Annotated in this window: 17 protein-coding genes and 1 tRNA gene; 8 read left to right on the forward strand and 10 right to left on the reverse strand. The window is 73.9% G+C overall.

All coding sequences use genetic code 11. The features are described 5' to 3' along the window. Positions 1–17: 17 nt before the first annotated feature. The 9 genes from ACVW07_RS16955 to ACVW07_RS16995 form a co-directional block, all read right to left on the reverse strand. Positions 18–833 carry an anti-sigma factor gene (locus ACVW07_RS16955; protein ID WP_456820386.1) on the reverse strand — a complete coding sequence of 272 codons (816 nt, stop codon included), beginning with the start codon at positions 831–833 and terminating at the stop codon, positions 18–20. Continuing rightward, positions 817–1,434: an RNA polymerase sigma factor gene (locus ACVW07_RS16960; RefSeq protein ID WP_456820387.1), complete on the reverse strand. Its 618-nt coding sequence runs from the start codon at positions 1,432–1,434 to the stop codon at positions 817–819. Before ACVW07_RS16960 ends, ACVW07_RS16955 begins: the two co-directional genes overlap by 17 nt. A 59-nt stretch (positions 1,435–1,493) precedes the next feature. Further along, positions 1,494–2,216 carry a class F sortase gene (locus ACVW07_RS16965; RefSeq protein WP_456820388.1) on the reverse strand — a complete coding sequence of 241 codons (723 nt, stop codon included), beginning with the start codon at positions 2,214–2,216 and terminating at the stop codon, positions 1,494–1,496. Beyond that, positions 2,216–3,040 carry a DUF4397 domain-containing protein gene (locus tag ACVW07_RS16970; protein WP_456820389.1) on the reverse strand — a complete coding sequence of 275 codons (825 nt, stop codon included), beginning with the start codon at positions 3,038–3,040 and terminating at the stop codon, positions 2,216–2,218. Before ACVW07_RS16970 ends, ACVW07_RS16965 begins: the two co-directional genes overlap by 1 nt. Positions 3,041–3,253: 213 nt before the next feature. Continuing rightward, on the reverse strand, positions 3,254–3,895 hold the full coding sequence (locus ACVW07_RS16975) for a fasciclin domain-containing protein (protein ID WP_456820390.1): 642 nt from the start codon (positions 3,893–3,895) through the stop codon (positions 3,254–3,256). 214 nt (positions 3,896–4,109) lie between these two features. Further along, positions 4,110–4,559, reverse strand: a complete 450-nt coding sequence (locus ACVW07_RS16980) for an SRPBCC family protein (RefSeq protein WP_456820391.1) — start codon at positions 4,557–4,559, stop codon at positions 4,110–4,112. A 226-nt stretch (positions 4,560–4,785) separates the two neighbouring features. Beyond that, a complete protein-coding gene (locus ACVW07_RS16985) occupies positions 4,786–5,883 on the reverse strand; it encodes a hypothetical protein (protein ID WP_456820392.1) in 1,098 nt (365 codons plus the stop codon). Positions 5,884–6,178: 295 nt separating this feature from the next. Beyond that, positions 6,179–6,251, reverse strand: a tRNA-Arg gene (locus tag ACVW07_RS16990). 57 nt (positions 6,252–6,308) lie between these two features. Continuing rightward, complete coding sequence (locus ACVW07_RS16995) at positions 6,309–6,962, reverse strand: FadR/GntR family transcriptional regulator (RefSeq protein ID WP_456820393.1); 654 nt, start codon at positions 6,960–6,962, stop codon at positions 6,309–6,311. A 287-nt stretch (positions 6,963–7,249) separates the two neighbouring features. Between ACVW07_RS16995 and argS the strand changes: the two genes are divergently transcribed. The 6 genes from argS (at position 7,250) to rho (ending at position 16,167) form a co-directional block, all read left to right on the forward strand. Continuing rightward, positions 7,250–8,929 (forward strand): arginine--tRNA ligase, encoded by a 1,680-nt coding sequence (gene argS / locus ACVW07_RS17000; RefSeq protein WP_456820394.1) that lies wholly within the window; start codon positions 7,250–7,252, stop codon positions 8,927–8,929. After that, a complete protein-coding gene (gene lysA, locus ACVW07_RS17005) occupies positions 8,926–10,287 on the forward strand; it encodes a diaminopimelate decarboxylase (protein WP_456820395.1) in 1,362 nt (453 codons plus the stop codon). The genes argS and lysA overlap by 4 nt, the downstream gene beginning before the upstream one ends. A gap of 149 nt (positions 10,288–10,436) precedes the next feature. Further along, positions 10,437–11,786: a homoserine dehydrogenase gene (locus ACVW07_RS17010; protein ID WP_456820396.1), complete on the forward strand. Its 1,350-nt coding sequence runs from the start codon at positions 10,437–10,439 to the stop codon at positions 11,784–11,786. Further along, positions 11,786–12,877 (forward strand): threonine synthase, encoded by a 1,092-nt coding sequence (gene thrC / locus ACVW07_RS17015; RefSeq protein WP_456820397.1) that lies wholly within the window; start codon positions 11,786–11,788, stop codon positions 12,875–12,877. The genes ACVW07_RS17010 and thrC overlap by 1 nt, the downstream gene beginning before the upstream one ends. Positions 12,878–12,882: 5 nt before the next feature. Beyond that, a complete protein-coding gene (gene thrB / locus ACVW07_RS17020; RefSeq protein ID WP_456820398.1) occupies positions 12,883–13,866 on the forward strand; it encodes a homoserine kinase in 984 nt (327 codons plus the stop codon). A gap of 276 nt (positions 13,867–14,142) precedes the next feature. Beyond that, positions 14,143–16,167 carry a transcription termination factor Rho gene (gene rho, locus ACVW07_RS17025; protein ID WP_456820399.1) on the forward strand — a complete coding sequence of 675 codons (2,025 nt, stop codon included), beginning with the start codon at positions 14,143–14,145 and terminating at the stop codon, positions 16,165–16,167. Positions 16,168–16,585: 418 nt separating this feature from the next. Here rho and ACVW07_RS17030 read toward each other — a convergent pair whose 3' ends face one another. After that, positions 16,586–17,737 carry a glycosyltransferase family 4 protein gene (locus ACVW07_RS17030; RefSeq protein ID WP_456820400.1) on the reverse strand — a complete coding sequence of 384 codons (1,152 nt, stop codon included), beginning with the start codon at positions 17,735–17,737 and terminating at the stop codon, positions 16,586–16,588. 181 nt (positions 17,738–17,918) lie between these two features. Here ACVW07_RS17030 and rpmE point away from each other — a divergent pair, with 181 nt between their 5' ends. Next, positions 17,919–18,134: a 50S ribosomal protein L31 gene (gene rpmE, locus ACVW07_RS17035; RefSeq protein WP_456820401.1), complete on the forward strand. Its 216-nt coding sequence runs from the start codon at positions 17,919–17,921 to the stop codon at positions 18,132–18,134. A 167-nt stretch (positions 18,135–18,301) separates the two neighbouring features. Next, on the forward strand, positions 18,302–19,390 hold the full coding sequence (gene prfA / locus ACVW07_RS17040) for a peptide chain release factor 1 (protein WP_456820402.1): 1,089 nt from the start codon (positions 18,302–18,304) through the stop codon (positions 19,388–19,390). Positions 19,391–19,403: the final 13 nt, after the last annotated feature.

Here is a 19,403-nt window from a genome sequence, read left to right on the forward strand (position 1 = left end):
AGCACGCCGGCGCGACCTCATGCCTGCAGGGGACCCCGCACGATCGAGTCGCCCGAGTGTGCCGGGTCGCCGTCGAACTGCTCCTCGGAGACGTCGACGACCGAGTACTCGTGCAGGTCCAGGCCGGCCGGCACGTCGAACCGACCGGTCGACCCGTCGAGGGTGCCCAGGCTGACGAGCCCGCTCACATCGGGCTTGAGCAGCCACACCTCACGGAACCCGTCGTCGCCCGTGCCGCTCTTCGTGAGGTCGACGACGAGCACGCGGGCACCGTCGGCGGACGTCTCGACCACTGCGGACCCGGCGGCGTCCCAGCCGGGCAACGGCTCCAGGGTCGCGGTGGCCAGCACCGTGGCGGGCTGCTCGCGGTGCGCGAGCCACCAGGCACCGACACCGCCCACGACCAGGCCCGCAGCGGCTGCACCGGCGACCCAGCGCCCCGCCCACGGGCGGACACGTCGCGAGTCGAGGGCGACGACCGCCGCACCCGGCCCCGCCTGTCCTACCGGGTCCCGCTCCACCGGCCCTGACGGCTCGTGGGGCTGCGCGACGGGCGGCTCGGCGGCCGGCGACGCGACCAGCGCACGGACCTCGGGCCGCAGGTTCAGCTCGTCCGCGACCCGGTGCCACACCGCCGGGTCGGGCGCCACGAGCGGCGCCGACGCGCCCCCGGACCGGGCGAGCGCCACGACGTCCCGCAGCGCGGCGAGCTCGTCGGCGCACCGCTCGCACTCCTGGACGTGCGCGACGTCCGACGCCGACCCGGTGCTCTCCCCGAGGGCGAGGAGCGCGAGCACGTCGTCGTCCACGTGCGACTCATCGAACGGCACCATCCACCTCCCATCGGGTCCGCAACCGGGCGAGGCTACGCCGCACGTGGCTCTTCACGGTGCCGAGCGGCAGGTCGAGCCGGGTCGCGATCTGGTCGTGCGTGAGGTCCTCGTAGAACGCCAGCCGCAGGATCGTGCGCTGCGGGTCGCCGAGGCGGTCCAACTCGTCGGAGACGAGCACCCGGTCGACGACCCGGCCGTCCACCTCGTCGACGGCGGTCACCGGGTCGCCGTGCGTCGACGCCCCGGTCCTGTCCCGCAGCCGGCGCTCCCGCGCGCGCCGCTCGTGGGCGTCGGCGACCACGTGGCGCGTGATGCCCAGCAGCCAGGCGGGCAGTCGGGACTTCTCCGGGTCGAACCGGAGCCGGCTGCGCCAGGCCTCGACGAACACCTGCTGCGTGACGTCCTCCGCGTCGGACACGCTGCCGAGCGACCGCAGCGCCACGGTGTGGACCAGCGCCGACCATCGCCGGTACGCCTCCGCGACGGCCGTCTCGTCCCCCGCGAGGAACGCCGCGCCGAGCTCCTCGACGCCCTCGCCGTCGGGGTCCGACCGCCGGCCCGTGGGCGCGCGGGACGGGTCCGGGGACCCGGCTGCGCTCACCGGCAGCTCCTCACTCGTCGGCCCCCGTCCGGCCGGCGTCCGCTCGACGATCGTCACGGCTACCCACCCAGCGGCTCGGCGGTGACGACCACGTTGTCCGTATAGTGCCCGATGTCGCGGCGGAACGTGCCGCCGCAGGTCACGAGCACGAGCCGCGGCGGCCCTGCGCGGTCGAACCACTGGTCCACCGGTGCCCCCTCCTTCGAGACCTTCGCCACGTCGACGACGCGGTAGCCGTGCTCGTGACCGTCGGCGGTCGTGACCGTGAGCGTCGTGCCCACCTCGACCTCCCGCAGCCGCGCCATCGGGCCGATCCCGGTGCGCCTGCTGTCGACGTGGGCCGCCAGGACCGTCGCTCCCGCGGCGTCGCCGGGCGCTGGCCCGAAGCGGTACCAGCCCGCCCGGTCGGCATCCTCGGGGATCTCCATCTCGCCGTCGTCCAGGACGCCGACGGCGTCGACGGCCATGTCGATCGACACCTCCGGCACCACGAGCCGCGCAGGGGGCGGTGGGGCGGCGGGTGCGGTCTGCGCGCCCAGGGCGGCGTCGTGCACCGGGACCGACGGCACCGGGGGCGACGCCGCTGACGGCCCCGGGGGCGCGGACGACGGCCGCGCAGGGGCGGGTCCGACCGGGCCTGCCGGCGTGCTGCAGGCCGTGAGGAGACCGAGCGCCGCCGCCAGGGCGACCACGACCGCGAGCCGGCGCCCTCGCGGTGCGCGGGCCGAGGCCCGGGGAGGCGTGCCGCGCTCCCCGGGCCTCGACGTGCGGGTCGGCAGCATCAGCCCCGCTCGGGCACGGGCCGACGGGCGATGCTGAGGCCGGCAAGACCTGCGACGGCCAGGGCGGCGACCGCGAACGGCCAGACCGGGGTGCCGCCGTCGGCGGCGAGGCCGACCTGGCCGGCGTTCACGCCGGACGGGTTGCCGTGCAGGCCGCTGATGGTCTGCGTGGCGAGCGCGAGCGTCGCGGGCGAGGCGGTGGCGCTGCCCCACGCGTACACGATGGTGTTCGTGCCCTCGGTGACCGGCACGTCGGCGGGGCCGAGCAGCGCAGGCGTCGTCGTCCCGGCCGCGGTCACGCTCGCGGACACCGTCCCTGCCGGCAGGTTCAGCACCTGCTCCTTCGGGTTGGTGAGGTTTCTGACCACCGCGGCACCACCGGCGACGACGTCGACCGCGGGGGCCGCGGCGACGTGCCGGACCGTCAGACGCCCCTGCCCGGCGGCGGTCGTGGAGATGTCGTTCGTGAACAGCGTCGCGGTCGGGGCGCCCGCCGCGTCCAGGTGCGCGGCGGCGGTGTAGTTCTTGCCGGCCGCGAGCGCCAGGTCGACCGGGCCGATGGCCGGCGAGCTCGCGTCCGCGGCGTCCGCGGCGGTGATGGCCACCGTGTAGGTGCCGGCGGGGAGGTCCAGCGGTCCGGCCATCGACCCGGGCGTGAAGTCGTCGAGCGTGCGCTCGCCGTTGACCCACACGTCGACGGTGAGCCCCGGCACGCCGTGGAACACCGACAGCTGGGCGGTGTCGGCGGCCGAGGCGGGGACCGCCGCGAGCGTGACGAGGGCGAGCGTTCCGGCGGCGAGGCCGGCAAGAGGTCGTGCGCGCATGGTGCGTCCTTCGAGGACTGGCCCGGTGCGGAGCGCCGGGCGGCCGATGTGCTGACACCACCTCTTCCGCCGTCGCGCGCCCTGCGGATGCACCCGCCGGAACCGGATCTGCGCGGGTACGGGAACGGACGCCGGGCCGGCGGACGGGCAGGCCCGGCGTCCGTTCGCGGGGGAGCCGGTCGGGCACCGGCGCGGGGACGCGTCAGTGACGGCTCAGAGGTCGGTGGGACGCAGCACGAACGTGATGGTGTGCGCGATCTGCACGTTGCCCGCGTTGAGGTCGAGCCGACCGGGGACGAGGAACGGGTTCAGGTCGTTGCGGTCCTGGTCGCGCAGCTGCACCACGGCCCACCGCGGGGCGAGCACGTCCACCGTGAACGTCCCGCCCTGCGCGGTCGTGAGCGCGGCGCCGTCGCTGGCCAGCGCGGTCGCGGAGTCGATCGTGACTCCCGGGACCACGTGGTAGAGGAGGACCTGCTCGAGCGCGTCGATGCCGACGGCCCCCGCGAGCGCGGTGAACACCTGCTCCTCGGTGGGGTACCACCGGTGCGTCAGGTCCTTCGCCAGGACCTGGAACGCGCGGTCGGTCGGCAGGAAGGCGGTCAGCGGGACCGAGCCGTCGGCGAGCACCGCGACCGGGCTCGACGGCTTCGCGGCGAGGACGGCACCGACGGCCTGGTCGAGGACGTCGAAGTCCCGCCAGCTGCGGTCGAACGTGTCGCCGTCCGACGCGAGCAGGGCGGCGAGGCTGGACGTGCCGGTCGGGGCTGCGGCAGCGGCGGGCGCGAGCGCGACGCCCGCCCCGGCGGTGAGGGCGGCGACGACGAGGACGGAGAGCGCGCGGCGGTTCGTCATGGTGTGCTCCTGCGGACGACGGTCGCGGCCGACGCCTCGGGCGCCACGCCGCGCGGACGCCGGACGGCGCCCTGCCACTCCTTCGCCCTGAGGCCTCCGCCGAGATGCAACGGTCGTCGGGGAGTCCGGGCCGCGCGTCGTGGGGCGACAACGGGCCCACGCGCGACGACGCCGGCGAGGGGACGACTGTCCCCGCGCCGGCGTCGTGACGACCTCAGTCGACCGTGCCGCGCCAGGCGCCCGTCTCGACGCCCCGGTCCTCGACGAACTTCCGGAACCGCTCGAGGTCGACCCGCACCTGCCGGTCGTCCAGACCGACCGCCGCGCCGACCTTCTCCACGGCCGACTCGGGCTCCCAGTCGATCCGGGCCGCCACCCGCGTGCGGCCCTCGTCCAGCTTCTCGAACGTCACCGCACCTGCGTGGGTCGTGCCGTCGACGCTGCGCCACGCGACGCGCTGGTCGGGGTGCTGGTCGACGATCTCCGCGTCGAACTCGCGCGTGACGCCGCCGACGGACGTCCGCCAGTGCGTCAGACGGTCGTCGAGCTGCGTGACCTCGTCGACCCCGCCCATGAAGCGCGGGAACTCCTCGAACTGCGTCCACTGGTCGTAGACGGTGCGGATCGGGGCGCGCACCTCGACGGTCTGCTCGATGGTTGCCATGCCGGTCTCCTCCTTCGTGGGGTGGGGATGCGGTCGCCCACGCTACGAAGAGGTCGGAGAAGGCGCACGGCGGGAGCGGCTGACCACCCGGACGGGTGACCGCGGGCTACGGCCATGTCGGCGCGCGCAGAGGGTCGGCGAGGACGTCGCACGTCGGACGGTGCCCGCGGGCCCCGCTCCTCCGGCCGCTTGCGACGCCGCGCGATCCTGGTGCGGAGCACATGGATCACCACTCCCGGTGGGCGTTCACCGCGTGGAGGAGTGCATGGCCGATCGGCCCTTCGGCCGCCCCGGGTCCGCCCGCGGTCTCCACCGCTGCGGCCAGTGCATCGAGCAGGTCGTCGCGCTCCTCGGTCTCGACGAATGCCGTCCGGGCGCAGGCAGCGTTGATCGCTTCGGCGAACCGCACACCGATCCGCTCCATCGCCACCGGCAGCTCCGCTGCAGGCAAGCTCGTGAAGGCCTCGCAGATCGCGGCGCGGGCGCGGCGGTACTCCTCCAGCGAGCGGCGGTACTCCCCAGCAGTGATGTGTTCGCGCTGGTCCCAGTCGCGGAGCGGGTTCGCCCTGTTCTCGACGATCCACTCCGGCGTCCGCGCGCCTCGCACCTCGAGCGCCGTGCCGTTCCGGACCTCGCGGCGCCACCGGGCACGGGTGGCGGTCGCGTAGTCCCGGGGGATGCCCACGAGGGTCAGGATCTCCAGTCGCGGGACCGCAGCAGGTTGAAGCACGTCCTCGGCATCCATCTCGAAGAAGTTGAAGATGGAGATCTCGCGGAGGTCGCTCAGCTCGTTGAGGCGGCGGGCGTGGCGAAGCGTCCCCAGGTTGCGCGCGTAGAGGAACAGCCGCTGGGCCGCTGGGAAGGTATCGACGAGCCATGCACAGTCGAGCTCGTCGGCTTCGGTCACCAGTACCTCGCGCACGCCGTCCGATGTGCCCGCCGGCCGCGCCATGGTGTCGTCACCCTTCAGGCGAGCGGCCCAGGGTCGGCAGTCCGCATCCTCGACACCGGCCTCATGGAGCCGCTGCCATGCGAGGTCAGCGCCCATGTGCCAGTCGGCACCGAAGGTGCACGACCGCCGGGTCGCGAGGAGAGGAAGTGCACCGATGACCTGCGCACTCCGGGGCAGCAGCCAGGGTGCGTTGTGATGCGCCAGCGAGCTGTCGAACTGACCGGAGCTCAGGCGCACCGGCGCCACCTGGTCCAGGTCCGCCATGGTCGCCGGACGCGTGCCAGACCAGCCCAGCGCAAGTACGCCGACATACCCGTGCTCCCCAGGCGAGCCCGGGGTGACCTGCACGGCCGTCCACTCTCCGAGGTCCACGGACCAACCGGTGACGACGTCTCCGGGGGCGATCGGCCGGGGTGGTGCTCCGTTCGCTCGAGCCATGACGGCAGCGTACGGAGGTTCGCTGACGCACCGGCGGCGCGGCCTGCTCTCGACGGAGGTCGCGATGCTCGAAGTCCTCCGCCGCGCCGCGCTCGCCGCCGCGCCGCGCTCGCCGCGCTCGACGGCGAGGCCGCGACGAGGCTCGCGAACCGGCCGACGCGTGCATCGAGGCGCAACCGATGCTCACTGCGCCGTCGTCACGCGGCGGACCGTGACCTGCACTGATGTGTGCCCGCGAAAGGACTCGAACCTTCGACCTTCTGCTCCGGAGGCAGACGCTCTATCCACTGAGCTACGCGGGCGTGCCGTGTCGTGCGCTGCGCGAGTCGCCTCGCGCGGTGCACGACACTACCAGCCCCTCAGCGTTCACCCAGCAGCGCGGACAGGTACTGGCTGGTCTCGTCCACCGCCCCCTTGTCGTCGCCCGCCACGATGGCCTCGACGAGCCCGTCGTGCGCGTCGTGCCCGTGGGTGTCGGCGACGAAGTTGAACCGGATGTTCTCGCCGATCGCGTCGAGGAGGTTCTCGTACAGCGTGACAAGCACCGGGTTTCCGGCGGTGCGGACGATCGCCCGGTGCAGGTCCAGGTCGGTGACCACCATGCGGTCGAGGTCGCCGGACAGGTAGGCGGCGGCGCGCTCGTCGCGACGTTCCAGCAGGCCGGACGCGTCGGTGGCGGTCCGCCGGCGTGCGGCGAGGCGCGCGGCCTCGACCTCCAGCGCCCGGCGCACCTCGATGACGTCCCGCTGGCGGGCGTCGGCGATGTGCCGCCCCATCGACACGGCGAGCTCGGACGTGGACAGCACGTACGTGCCCGAGCCCTGACGGCGCTCGAGCAGCCCGGCGTGGACGAGCGACTGGACGGCCTCCCGGACGGTGTTCCGGCCGACGCCGAGGAGGTCGACGAGCGCGGGCTCCGGAGGGATCCGTGCCCCGACCGGCCAGTCGCCCGCAGTGATACGGCTGCGCAGCTCGTCGACGGCGGTGTCGATCAGACCGGTGCGACGCGCCATCGGGTCAGACTCCCAGTCCAGGCATGCCGTGCAGTCAACACCGGGCGGACCCGCCTCCGCCAGACCTCCGACCAGGGGACACGCCGTGGCGGCGAGGCCGGGGGTGGAGCGGGGGCGCGGCGGCGCCGTCCGCGGGACGCCCGGGTCTGCTGGTCGTCCAGCTCGGCACGGCCTGGCGGGCGTGCCGGCCGGGCACGCTCGGCGCCCCCACGCAGGGCCGTACCGCCGACGAGCGGCCGCAGCTCCAGCGGGCTCAAGGCCTCGGCGGGGTCCCCTACCCTTGACGCGTGACTCCCGCACAGCTCTCCGAGGCCCTGAGGGCCGCCCTGGTGCACGCCGTCGACGACGGCACGTTCGACCTCGACGTCGCGGACGTCCCCGCGACCGTGCACCTCGAGCGACCCCGCCAGCGCGACCACGGCGACTGGGCGACGAACGTCGCGATGCAGCTGGGCAAGAAGGCCGGCACCAACCCGCGGGCCTTCGCCACGGAGCTGGCGAACCGCCTGGCGCACGTCGACGGCATCGCGTCGGTCGAGGTCGCCGGGCCGGGCTTCCTCAACATCCGGCTCGACACCGCCGCCGCGGGCGAGCTCGCCCGCACGGTCGTCGGGCAGGGCACGGCGTACGGGCAGAACGAGACTCTCGCCGGCGTCAAGGTCAACCTCGAGTTCGTCTCCGCGAACCCGACCGGCCCCCTGCACATCGGCGGCGTGCGCTGGGCCGCGGTCGGCGACAGCCTGGCGCGCGTGCTCCAGGCGTCCGGCGCCGAGGTGGCCCGCGAGTACTACTTCAACGACCACGGTGCGCAGATCGACCGGTTCGCGCGCTCGCTCGTCGCCCGGGCGCTCGGCGAGGACGCCCCCGAGGACGGCTACGGCGGCTCCTACATCACCGAGATCGCGGAGCAGGTCGTCGCGGACGCTCTCGCCGCCGGCGAGCCGGACCCCCGTGAGCTGCCGCGGCCCGAGGCCACCGAGGCGTTCCGCGCGCGCGGCGTCGAGCTGATGTTCGGCGAGATCAAGCAGTCGCTGCACGACTTCGGCGTCGACTTCGACATGTACTTCCACGAGGACTCGCTGCACGAGTCCGGCGCCGTCGAGCACGCGGTGGAGCGGCTCCGCCAGGGTGGCCACGTGTTCGAGGCCGACGGCGCCGTGTGGCTGCGCACCACCGACTTCGGTGACGACAAGGACCGCGTCATCATCAAGTCGGACGGCGAGGCCGCGTACATCGCGGGCGACATCGCCTACTACCTCGACAAGCGGGAGCGCGGCTTCGACCGGGTCGTCATCATGCTCGGCGCCGACCACCACGGGTACATCGGCCGGATGATGGCCGTCTGCGCGGCGTTCGGCGACACCCCGCACGTCAACCTCGAGATCCTCATCGGGCAGATGGTCAACCTTGTCAAGGACGGCGCGCCCGTGCGGATGTCGAAGCGCGCCGGCACCGTCCTCACCATGGACGACCTGGTCGATGCCGTGGGCGTCGACGCCGCCCGGTACGCCCTGGCCCGCTCGTCGGCGGACTCCTCGATCGACCTGGACCTCGACCTGCTGGCGAGCGCGAAGAACGAGAACCCGGTCTTCTACGTGCAGTACGCGCACGCCCGCACGGTGAACGTGGCCCGGAACGCGACGGACGCAGGTGTCCGCACGGAGGACGGGTTCGACGCGTCGCTGCTCGACCACGAGTCCGAGGCAGTGCTGCTCGGCCAGATCGCCGAGCTCCCGCGCGTCGTCGCGCAGGCCGCCGACCTGCGCGAGCCGCACCGGGTCGCCCGTTACCTCGAGGAGCTCGCCGGGGCGTACCACAAGTGGTACGACCAGCGCCGGGTCACGCCGTTCGGCGACGAGGAGGTGTCGGACGTGCACCGCACCCGCCTGTGGCTCAACGACGCCACCCGCCAGGTGCTCGCCAACGGCCTGGCCCTGCTCGGCGTGAGCGCCCCGGAGCGCATGTGAGCGCCATCCCCGGCGAGCCCTGGTCCCGGGGCGTCGCACGGTCCGACGACGGCACGGTGAGCGTCGGCGGCGTCGACGTGCACGCGCTCGCGGCCACCTACGGCACGCCCGCCTACGTGATCGACGAGCAGGACCTGCGCGAACGGGCCCGGGGCTACCGCCGCGCGTTCGAGACGGCGTTCGCCGAGATCGGCACGGGCGTCGACGTCTACTACGCCGGCAAGGCGTTCCTCTCCGTCGCGGTCGCCCGCTGGGTCCACGAGGAGGGGCTGCGCGTCGACACCGCGTCCGGCGGCGAGCTCGCGGTCGCCCTGCGGGCGGGCGTCCCCGGCGCGCACGTCGGCCTGCACGGCAACAACAAGTCGGACGACGAGCTCGCGGCGGCGCTCGACGCGGGCGTGGGCCGGATCATCGTCGACTCCCTCGTGGAGATCGACCGTCTCGCCGACCTCGTGAAGCAGCGCGGGGGAGACCCGGCACCCGTGATGGTCCGCGTGACCACCGGCGTGCACGCGGGCGGCCACGAGTACATCTCGACCGCGCACGAGGACCAGAAGTTCGGCCTGTCCCTGGCGGCAGACCAGGGCGCCGACAGCCCCGCGGTCACCGCGCTGCTGGCCGTCCTGGCCAGGCCCGAGCTGCACCTGCTGGGCATCCACTCGCACATCGGGTCGCAGATCCTCGACCCCTCCGGGTTCGAGGTCGCCGCGCGAGCCGTCCTCTCGCTGCGCGCCCACCTCGCCGAGCGCACGGGCGTGCTCGTCGGGGAGGTCGACCTGGGCGGCGGCTACGGCATCGCCTACCTGCCCGGTGAGGTGGCCCTGGACCCCGACCGCATCGCGAAGGACGTCGCCGCGTCGGTGGCCGCCACCGCCGCGGAGCTCGGCACGGCCCTCCCGAGGTTCTCGATCGAGCCCGGCCGTGCGATCGTCGGCCCTGCCGGCCTCACGCTGTACAGGGTCGGCACGGTCAAGCCCGTCCGGCTCGACGACGGCCGGACCCGGACGTACGTCTCGGTCGACGGCGGGATGAGCGACAACATCCGCCCGGCCCTGTACGGCGCGCAGTACCACGCGGAGGTCGTCGGCCGGCTCTCGACGGCGGAGCCGGTGCTCGCCAGGGTGGTCGGCAAGCACTGCGAGAGCGGTGACATCGTGGTCCACGAGGTGCAGCTCCCGGGCGACGTGCGCGCCGGTGACCTGCTGGCGGTCCCGGCGACGGGTGCCTACGGCCGGTCGATGGCGTCCAACTACAACCTCCTGACCCGCCCGCCGGTGGTCGCGGTCGGTGACGGGTCGTCGCGCGTGCTGGTCCGTCGCGAGACCGTGGAGGACCTGCTCGCGCTCGACGAGGGCTGACGGCCGAGCGCTGCACGGCACGGCCCGCACGGTGGTGCTCCCACAGGGCGGACCTCGCGGCCCACGTGGTGGACCGCACCCCTATCCTGGGGGCGCCCGCCCCGGGATCGTCGGGGACGGTGCCCTACCCCGTCTGGAGGCAGCCACCCGTGTCTGCGCCCTCGTCGCCCGGCGACACCCGCCCGGTCCTGCGCGTCGCCGTCCTGGGCTGCGGCGTCGTCGGCACGGAGGTGGTCCGGCTGCTCACCACGCAGGCCGACGACCTGGCGTCGCGGGTCGGCGCGCGGCTCGAGCTCGTGGGCGTGGCGGTCCGCGACGTCGACGCGGAGCGGGACCCGGTGGTCGACCGGTCGCTGCTCACCGCCGACGCCGACGGCCTCGTCGAGAAGGCCGACGTCGTCGTCGAGCTGATGGGCGGCCTGCAGCCCGCCAAGCGCCTGCTGCTGCGGGCCATCGAGCACGGCGCCTCGGTCGTCACCGCGAACAAGGCGCTGCTCGCGCAGGACGGTCCGGTCCTCTACGCGGCCGCCGACGCCGCAGGCGTGGACCTGTACTTCGAGGCTGCGGTGGCCGGGGCCATCCCGATCGTCCGCCCGGTCCGCGAGTCGCTCGCGGGCGACCACGTGCGACGAGTGCTCGGGATCGTCAACGGCACCACCAACTACGTGCTCGACCGCATGGCGACCGAGGGCCTCGACCTCGAGCAGGCGGTCAAGGAGGCCCAGGCCCTGGGGTACGCGGAGGCGGACCCGACGGCGGACGTCGAGGGCTACGACGCGGCGGCCAAGGCGGCCATCCTCGCGTCGCTCGCCTTCCACACCAGGGTGTCCATGGACGACGTCGAGCGCGAGGGCATCACGGCGCTCACCGCCGACGACGTCGCGTGGGCCGAGCGCACCGGGTACGTCATCAAGCTCCTCGCCATCGCCGAGCGCGGCGAGAGCGCCGCGCCGGACGGGACCGCCGTCGCCGGCATCCAGGTCCGTGTTCACCCCGCGCTGGTCCCGGCCGACCACCCGCTCGCGGGCGTGCGCGGCGCGTTCAACGCGGTGTTCGTGGAGGCGGACGCGGCGGGCGAGCTCATGTTCTACGGGCGCGGGGCGGGCGGCCAGCCCACGGCGTCGGCCGTGCTCGGCGACGTCGTCTCGGTGTCCCGGCACCGGGTGCTCGGCGGGCGAGGGCCGGTCGAGTCGTCGTACGCGGCGCTGCCGGTGCTGCCCGCGTCGGCTGCCCGGACGCGGTACCAGATGCGGCTCGAGGTCGCCGACCGTCCGGGGGTCCTCGCGCAGGTCGCCGCCGTGCTCGCTGGGCACGAGGTCTCGATCGAGTCGGTCCGCCAGACGCCGAAGGGCGACGGCCGGGTCCTCACCGACCTCGCCATGCTCGTCATCACCACCCACACCGCCACCGAGCACGCGCTGCGCAGCACGGTCGAGGCCATCGAGGCGCTCGACGTGGTCCGCCGGGTCGTGTCCGTCCTGAGAGTCGAAGGAGCCTGATGGCCCACCAGTGGCGCGGCGTCATCGCCGAGTACGCCGACCGCCTGCCCGCGCACGTCCAGGAGACGATCGTGACGCTCGGGGAGGGCGGCACGCCGCTCGTCCCGGCGCCGGTGCTGTCGGACCGCACGGGCGCCGAGGTGTTCGTCAAGGTCGAGGGCATGAACCCGACCGGCTCGTTCAAGGACCGCGGCATGACCACGGCGATCTCGGCCGCCGCCGGACGCGGCGCGAAGGCCGTCGTCTGCGCCTCGACGGGCAACACGTCCGCGTCGGCCGCCGCGTACGCGACGCGCGCCGGGATGGTCTGCGCGGTGCTCGTGCCGGACGGCAAGATCGCGATGGGCAAGCTCAGCCAGGCGATCGCGCACGGTGCCCGTCTCCTGCAGGTGGACGGCAACTTCGACGCGTGCCTGATCGCGGCGCGCAAGCTCGCCGAGGCGTTCCCCGTCGAGCTGGTGAACTCGGTGAACCCCGACCGCATCGAGGGCCAGAAGACGGCGTCGTTCGAGATCGTCGACGCGCTCGGCGACGCACCCGACATCCACGTCCTGCCCGTCGGCAACGCCGGCAACATCACCGCGTACTGGAAGGGCTACCGCGAGTACGCGGGCCTCGACGCGGGCGCCGCGCACACCGCCGTCGCGACCCGGACGCCCGTCGTGTGGGGGTTCCAGGCCGCCGGCGCCGCACCGATCGTCGCCGGCCACCCCATCGACGACCCGGAGACGATCGCGACCGCGATCCGCATCGGCAACCCGGCCTCGTGGGCCCAGGCCGAGGACGCACGGGACTCGTCGGGCGGTCTCATCGAGGCCGTCACGGACGAGCAGATCCTCGCGGCGCACCGCATCCTGTCGGCGGAGGTCGGCGTCTTCGTCGAGCCCGCCTCGGCCTCGGGCGTCGCCGGAGTGCTCGCGCTCGCCGAGGCCGGCCGCGTGCCGCAGGGTGCACGCATCGTCATCTCCGTCACCGGCCACGGCCTCAAGGACCCGCAGTGGGCGCTGCGCACGGCGGACGGCAGCGACGTGCAGCCCGTCCGGGTGTCGGCGGACGTCATGTCCATCGCGTCCGCGCTCGGCCTGGACTGACCGCCGTGCGCCTGGGGACGGACCGGGTCCGCGTGCGCGTCCCGGCGACGAGCGCCAACCTGGGCCCGGGCTTCGACGCGGTGGGCGTCGCCCTGGCGCTGCACGACGAGCTGGAGGTCCGGGCCCTGGGTTCGGCCGGCGTCACGGTCGAGGTGACGGGTGAGGGTGCCGGTGCGGTCCCCGACGACGAGACGCACCTCGTGGTCCGGGCCCTGCGCGTCGCGCTCGACCATGTCGGCGCCCCGCAGACCGGCCTGCACCTCGTCTGCCACAACCGCATCCCGCACGGCCGCGGTCTCGGTTCCTCGGCCGCGGCGGTGGTCGCGGGCCTGGTCGCCGCCCGCGAGCTCGTCGCCGAGCCGGACGCGCTGCCCGACGAGACGCTGCTCGCCCTCGCCACCGCGATGGAGGGCCACCCCGACAACGCCGCTCCGGCGATCCTCGGCGGCGCCACCATCGCGTGGACGGACTCCACCACCGGCGCGGTCGAGGCAACCAGGATCGCCGTGCACCCACAGGTCGTGCCGGTGGCGGTCGTCCCGGCGTCGCAGCTGGCCACGAAGGCGGCCCGAGGTGTCCTGCCCCGGACCGTCCCGCACGTCGACGCCGCCTTCCAGGCGGGCCGTGCGGCCCTGCTCGTGCACGCCCTCGGGTCCGACCCCGCGCTGCTCCTCGGCGCCACCGAGGACCGGCTCCACCAGGAGTACCGCCGGTCGGTCATGCCCGACTCCATGGCGCTCGTCGACATGCTGCGCTCCCGGGGCGTCGCTGCTGTCGTCTCCGGTGCCGGTCCGACGGTCCTGGTCCTGGCCCGCCGGACGGGTGGTGCACCCGCGGAGAGCGGTGTTGCGCACACCGACGCGGACGCCGCGCTCGACGCGGCCTTCGGTGGCGCGATGGGTGGCTGGCGGATCCTCCCGCTGGCTGTGGACACCGTCGGTGCGCTCGGGGAGAAGGTCTCTGCGACGAGGCAACAGCCCATCGGGTGAAAGCGTCGTCGGGTCGTCAGGCACCCAGGACGAGCGACCGACAGTGGTAGCATCGACGCGTTCCCCGGATTTCGTCCTCCGGGTCGCCCGCGCCGTCCATCGCCCGGGTGTCCAGCGAGAGTCGACGATCCGGGAGCATTCCAGCCCACGCGCGCAGATGTCGCAGACGTCGTCGAACGCCGCGCGTGCCAGCTCGTTCCGGTCAGAGAGACCGGGCGCTGGCCGAACCCCCGTCCCCCCGGGGCTTCGGCCTATCGACGAGGGGAAGGGTCCTTCGTGACAGACACCATCGATCCCGCCGTGAGCCCCACCGGCGGATCAGCCCGCAGCGCCTCCGTGTCCGCGTTGCGCCTGCCCGAGCTCCAGGCGCTCGCGTCCGAGCTCGGCGTCAAGGGCACCTCCAAGATGCGCAAGGGCGACCTCGTGGAGGCCATCACTGCGGCCCGCACCGGTTCCCGGCCCCAGGCGTTGGAGCCGCGCCGTACGGAGACCGTCGCCGTCGCCGAGCCGCCGGTCCGGGCTCGTCGGGGGCGCTCCGCGACCCGGGTCGAAGCGGCACCGGCCGAGGGCCAGGACGCAGAGCCGCAGGTCCGGACCGCGACCCGCAGCGAGACCACGACCGAGCGGGCGCCGCGCGCCGACGCCCTCGCCGGCCTCGAGGCCGCCCTCGACGCGCGCCTGGCGCCCGGCGAACAGCGTGACGACCGTGCGAACCGTGCCGCCGACGCCGTCGGCACGGTCACCGGCGAACGCCGCTCACGTCGCGCCGGCCGGGGCCAGGGTTCGCCCCAGGACGAGACCGACGGTCGCCCGCAGACGGGACAGCCGGCGGGTCAGCAGGAGAGCCAGCAGCGCCAGCCGCGCTCGGAACAGCCGCGCTCCGACCAGCAGCGTGACCAGCAGCAGGGCGGCCAGCAGCCCGCTCAGCAGCCCGCGCAGCAGGGCACTCAGCAGGCCACCCGCCAGCAGGGCGCGCAGAACGCGAACCAGCCGCGGGGCGACCAGGCCGGGTACGAGGACGACGAGCGCGGCGGACGTCGCCGCAGGTCACGCGACCGCTACCGCGACCGTGACCGCAAGCGCGGACGCGGGCGACCGGGTGCGCCGGACGTCGCGGGCCTCGACGACCTCGAGGTGACCGACGACGACGTCCTGCTGCCCGTCGCGGGCATCCTCGACGTGCTGGACAGCTACGCGTTCGTCCGCACGACCGGCTACCTGCCCGGACCGAACGACGTGTACGTCTCCCTCGGTCAGGTCAAGAAGTCCGGCCTGCGCCGCGGCGACGCGATCACGGGCGCCGTCCGCCAGCCGCGCGAGGGCGAGCAGCAGGCACCCCAGCAGGGCAACCGGCCCAACAAGTTCAACGCGCTCGTGCGCCTCGACGCGGTCAACGGCATGGACCCGGAGGAGGCCCGCAACCGGCCGGAGTTCACCAAGCTCACGCCGCTCTACCCGCAGGACCGGCTGCGGCTGGAGTACGACCCCACGCGCATCACGTCGCGCGTGATCGACATCGTCGCCCCCATCGGCAAGGGCCAGCGCGGCCTCATCGTCGCGCCCCCCAAGGCGGGCAAGACGATCATCATGCAGCAGATCGCCAACTCGATCACGGCGAACAACCCCGAGGTCCACCTCATGGTGGTGCTCGTCGACGAGCGCCCCGAAGAGGTCACCGACATGGAGCGCACGGTGAAGGGCGAGGTCATCGCCTCGACCTTCGACCGTCCGGCGTCGGACCACACGATCGTCGCCGAGCTCGCCATCGAGCGGGCCAAGCGGCTCGTCGAGCTGGGCCAGGACGTCGTCGTGCTGCTCGACTCGCTCACGCGACTGTCCCGGGCGTACAACCTGGCGGCCCCGGCGTCCGGGCGCATCCTGTCGGGCGGTGTCGACGCCTCGGCGCTGTACCCGCCCAAGCGGTTCTTCGGCGCGGCCCGCAACATCGAGAACGGTGGCTCGCTCACCATCCTCGCGTCCGCGCTCGTCGAGACCGGCTCCAAGATGGACGAGGTCATCTTCGAGGAGTTCAAGGGCACCGGGAACATGGAGCTCCGGCTCTCCCGCTCGCTCGCGGACAAGCGGATCTTCCCGGCGGTCGACGTGAACGCGTCCGGTACCCGCCGCGAGGAGATCCTCATGGCGAACGACGAGCTGAAGATCATCTACAAGCTCCGTCGCGTCATGGGCGCCCTCGACCAGCAGCAGGCCATCGAGCTGCTGCTCGGCAAGCTGCGCGACACGAAGTCCAACGTCGAGTTCCTGCTCCAGGTGCAGAAGACGACGCCCGGCACCGACTGACGGTCCGCACGGCCGACGGCCCCGCCTCCCTGAGGGAGCGGGCCCGTCGGCGTCGGTCCGCCCGGCGGGCACGGCGCCCGGCCCTGTCCCACGGGGTGCCGCTCGTCGCCGTGTCGGGGACCGGGAACAGCCGCAGGAGCACGGCGAGGACGAGCAGGAGTCCCAGGACCCCGACCGTCGTGCCGGCGGCGGCGGTCAGGTAGTGCTCGCCCGCCACCAGCCGCGACGCGGTGACGGCTACGGCCACCCCGCCGACGGCGACGGCCACCCCGCCGACGGCGGCGGCCACCCCGCCGGACCCACCGCCGGTGCAGCCGGGCGACCAGGAGCAGCCGCACGACGGACACGGTCAGCACCAGCCCGGAGTGCCCGCTCGGACAGCTGGAGGGATCGACCCTGACCGCGTCGAGGGTGGCCCTCAGACCACGTCGGGAACGGGCTGCGCCCCGAGGTACTGCCGACACGTCTCGCCGACCTGCTCCCACTGCCAGTGCTGTTCCACCCGGGCACGTCCGAGGGCGCCCATGGCACGTGCGCGTTCCGGGTCGGTCAGCAGGTCGCAGAGCCGCGCGGCGACCTCGGCCGGGTCGGTCGGGTCCACGACGTACCCGGTGACGCCGTCATCGACGGCGTCGGGCGCACCGCCGCTGCGGCCGACGAGGACCGGCTTCGCGCACGACGCCGCCTCGAGGAACACGATGCCGAGCCCTTCGGGCTCGAGGCCGTGCAGCCGCGTCCGGGACGGCATCGCGAACACGTCCGCGGCGTCGAAGTACGGCGGCATGTCCTTCCAGGCGCGGGCGCCGACGAAGGTGACGGCATCGTCGAGCTCGAGGGTCCGGACCTGGCGTTCGAGCGTCGCGCGGTGCGGTCCGTCGCCGACGACGAGGAGCCGGGCGTCGGGGACCGCCGCCCGGACGGCGGGCCACGCCTCGACGAGCACGTCCTGTCCCTTGCGCTCGACGAGCCGGGACGCCGTGACGACGAGCGGCGTGGACGGCGACAGGCCGAGCTGCTCGCGGACCTCCGCCCCGCCACAGCCGGGGCGGAACCGGTCGGAGTCGACACCCGGCGCGAGGCGGCGCTGCTTCGCCCGGCCTGCGGGGGACAGCGCGCGCCCGATCTCGTCGCGGCACCAGTCGGAGATGTAGGTCAGGTCGTCGACGTCGTCGCCGATGCGGCGCAGCAGCCGGCGGGTGCCGGGCATCCGGGCCCACCACACCTCATGCCCGTGCGTGAGCGCGACGACGCGCTCGGCACCGGCGGCCCGCAACGCGCGGGCGAGCAGGCCGAGCGGGGCGGACGCGCCGAACAGGACCCGGTCGCAGCCGTGCTCGTGGAACGCGGCGACCACGTCGCGGCGGACGCGCCGGCTGGGCAGGAGCGTCGTCGCGCGGTCGCGGAGCACCGGGTAGGGCAGCTCGGCGTCGTAGGCGGCGTCCCCGGGCATGGAGGCGGTGTAGACGACGACCTCGCCGGGCGGGAACGAGTCGCTCAGCGCGGCCACGAACGCCTCGATGCCGCCCCGGCGGGTGGGGAAGTCGTTCGTGACGACGAGCGTCCTGGGCAAACTGTCCTCCGGGGCAACGACTTGTCGGGTCATCGTAGGACCGAGAGGCCGCACCGACGTCGGGCGTCCACCGGGAAGATTTCGGGCTGGGGAACCGTTCTGGCACAATGTCCTGCTGGTCCGCGGTTCACCTGCGCGCGCTGCGTGCGGGACCCGGGGACAAACCATCGAGGAGATTCCCGTGAAGTCTGACATCCATCCGGAGTACGTGGTCACCGAGGTCACCTGCACCTGCGGCAACACGTTCACCACCCGCTCGACCGTGACGAGCGGCAAGATCCACGCCGACGTCTGCAGCGCCTGCCACCCGTTCTACACGGGCAAGCAGAAGATCCTCGACACCGGTGGCCGCGTGGCCCGGTTCGAGGCCCGGTACGGCAAGAAGCCGGCCAACTAGCACCCTCGCAGCGCCGGTGCCCGGCGCGGACGACTGCCCTCCATGGCAGTGTCCGCGCGGGCACCGGCGCTGTGGCGTTGTCAGGAAGTCCCGACCGGCGACCGGCCCGCTCCGCGGTCACCGCCCGACGGTCGGGCAGCCATGCCGGGTGCACCGGAGGAGATCCCATGAGCGACGCGTTCGCGGCTGCGGAGCCGCTGCTCGCCGAGCACGCCCTGATCGAGGTGCAGCTCGCCGACCCCGGGGTGCACGCCGACGCCGCGCACGCCCGCCGGCTCGGCCGCCGGTACGCCGAGCTCGGCCGCGTCGCGCAGGCGTACCGCGTCTGGCGCTCCGCCGCGGACGACGCCGACGCCGCCGCGGAGCTCGCCGAGGTCGACGAGGCCTTCGCTGCGGAGCTGCCGTTGCTGCGGGAGGCCGCCGACGCCGCGTCCGCGCGCCTGCGCAACGTCTTGATCCCCCGCGACCCGGACGACGCCCGGGACGTGATCCTCGAGATCAAGGCCGGGGAAGGCGGTGAGGAGTCCGCGCTCTTCGCCGGGGACCTCCTGCGGATGTACACGCGCTACGCCGAGAAGATGGGCTGGTCCACGCAGCTGCTGGAGGCGACCGAGTCGGACCTCGGCGGGTTCAAGGACGTCCAGCTCGCGGTGAAGTCCCGCGGCGTCGTCGCTCCCGAGGACGGCGTCTGGGCGCACCTCAAGTACGAGGGCGGCGTGCACCGCGTCCAGCGCGTCCCGGTGACCGAGTCGCAGGGGCGCATCCACACGTCGGCCGCCGGCGTGCTCGTCTTCCCGGAGGCCGAGGACGAGGGAGAGGTCGAGATCGACCCGAACGACCTGCGGATCGACGTCTACCGCTCGTCGGGCCCGGGGGGCCAGTCGGTCAACACCACGGACTCCGCCGTCCGGATCACGCACGTGCCCACCGGCATCGTCGTGTCCATGCAGAACGAGAAGTCGCAGCTGCAGAACCGCGAGCAGGCCATGCGGATCCTGCGCGCGCGACTCCTGGCCGCCCGGCAGGAGGAGGCCGCCGCCGCGGCGAGCGAGGCGCGCCGCAGCCAGGTCCGCACGGTGGACCGCTCGGAGCGGATCCGTACCTACAACTACCCCGAGAACCGCATCGCCGACCATCGCACCGGGTACAAGGCGTACAACCTCGACACCGTGCTCGGCGGTGAGCTGGGTCCGGTCGTGCAGTCGGCCGTCGACGCCGACGAGGCGGCGCGCCTGGCTGCGGCAGCCGGGGCGTGAGCGTGCCGGGCGG

Source organism: Cellulomonas sp. URHB0016 (genome assembly GCF_054057935.1).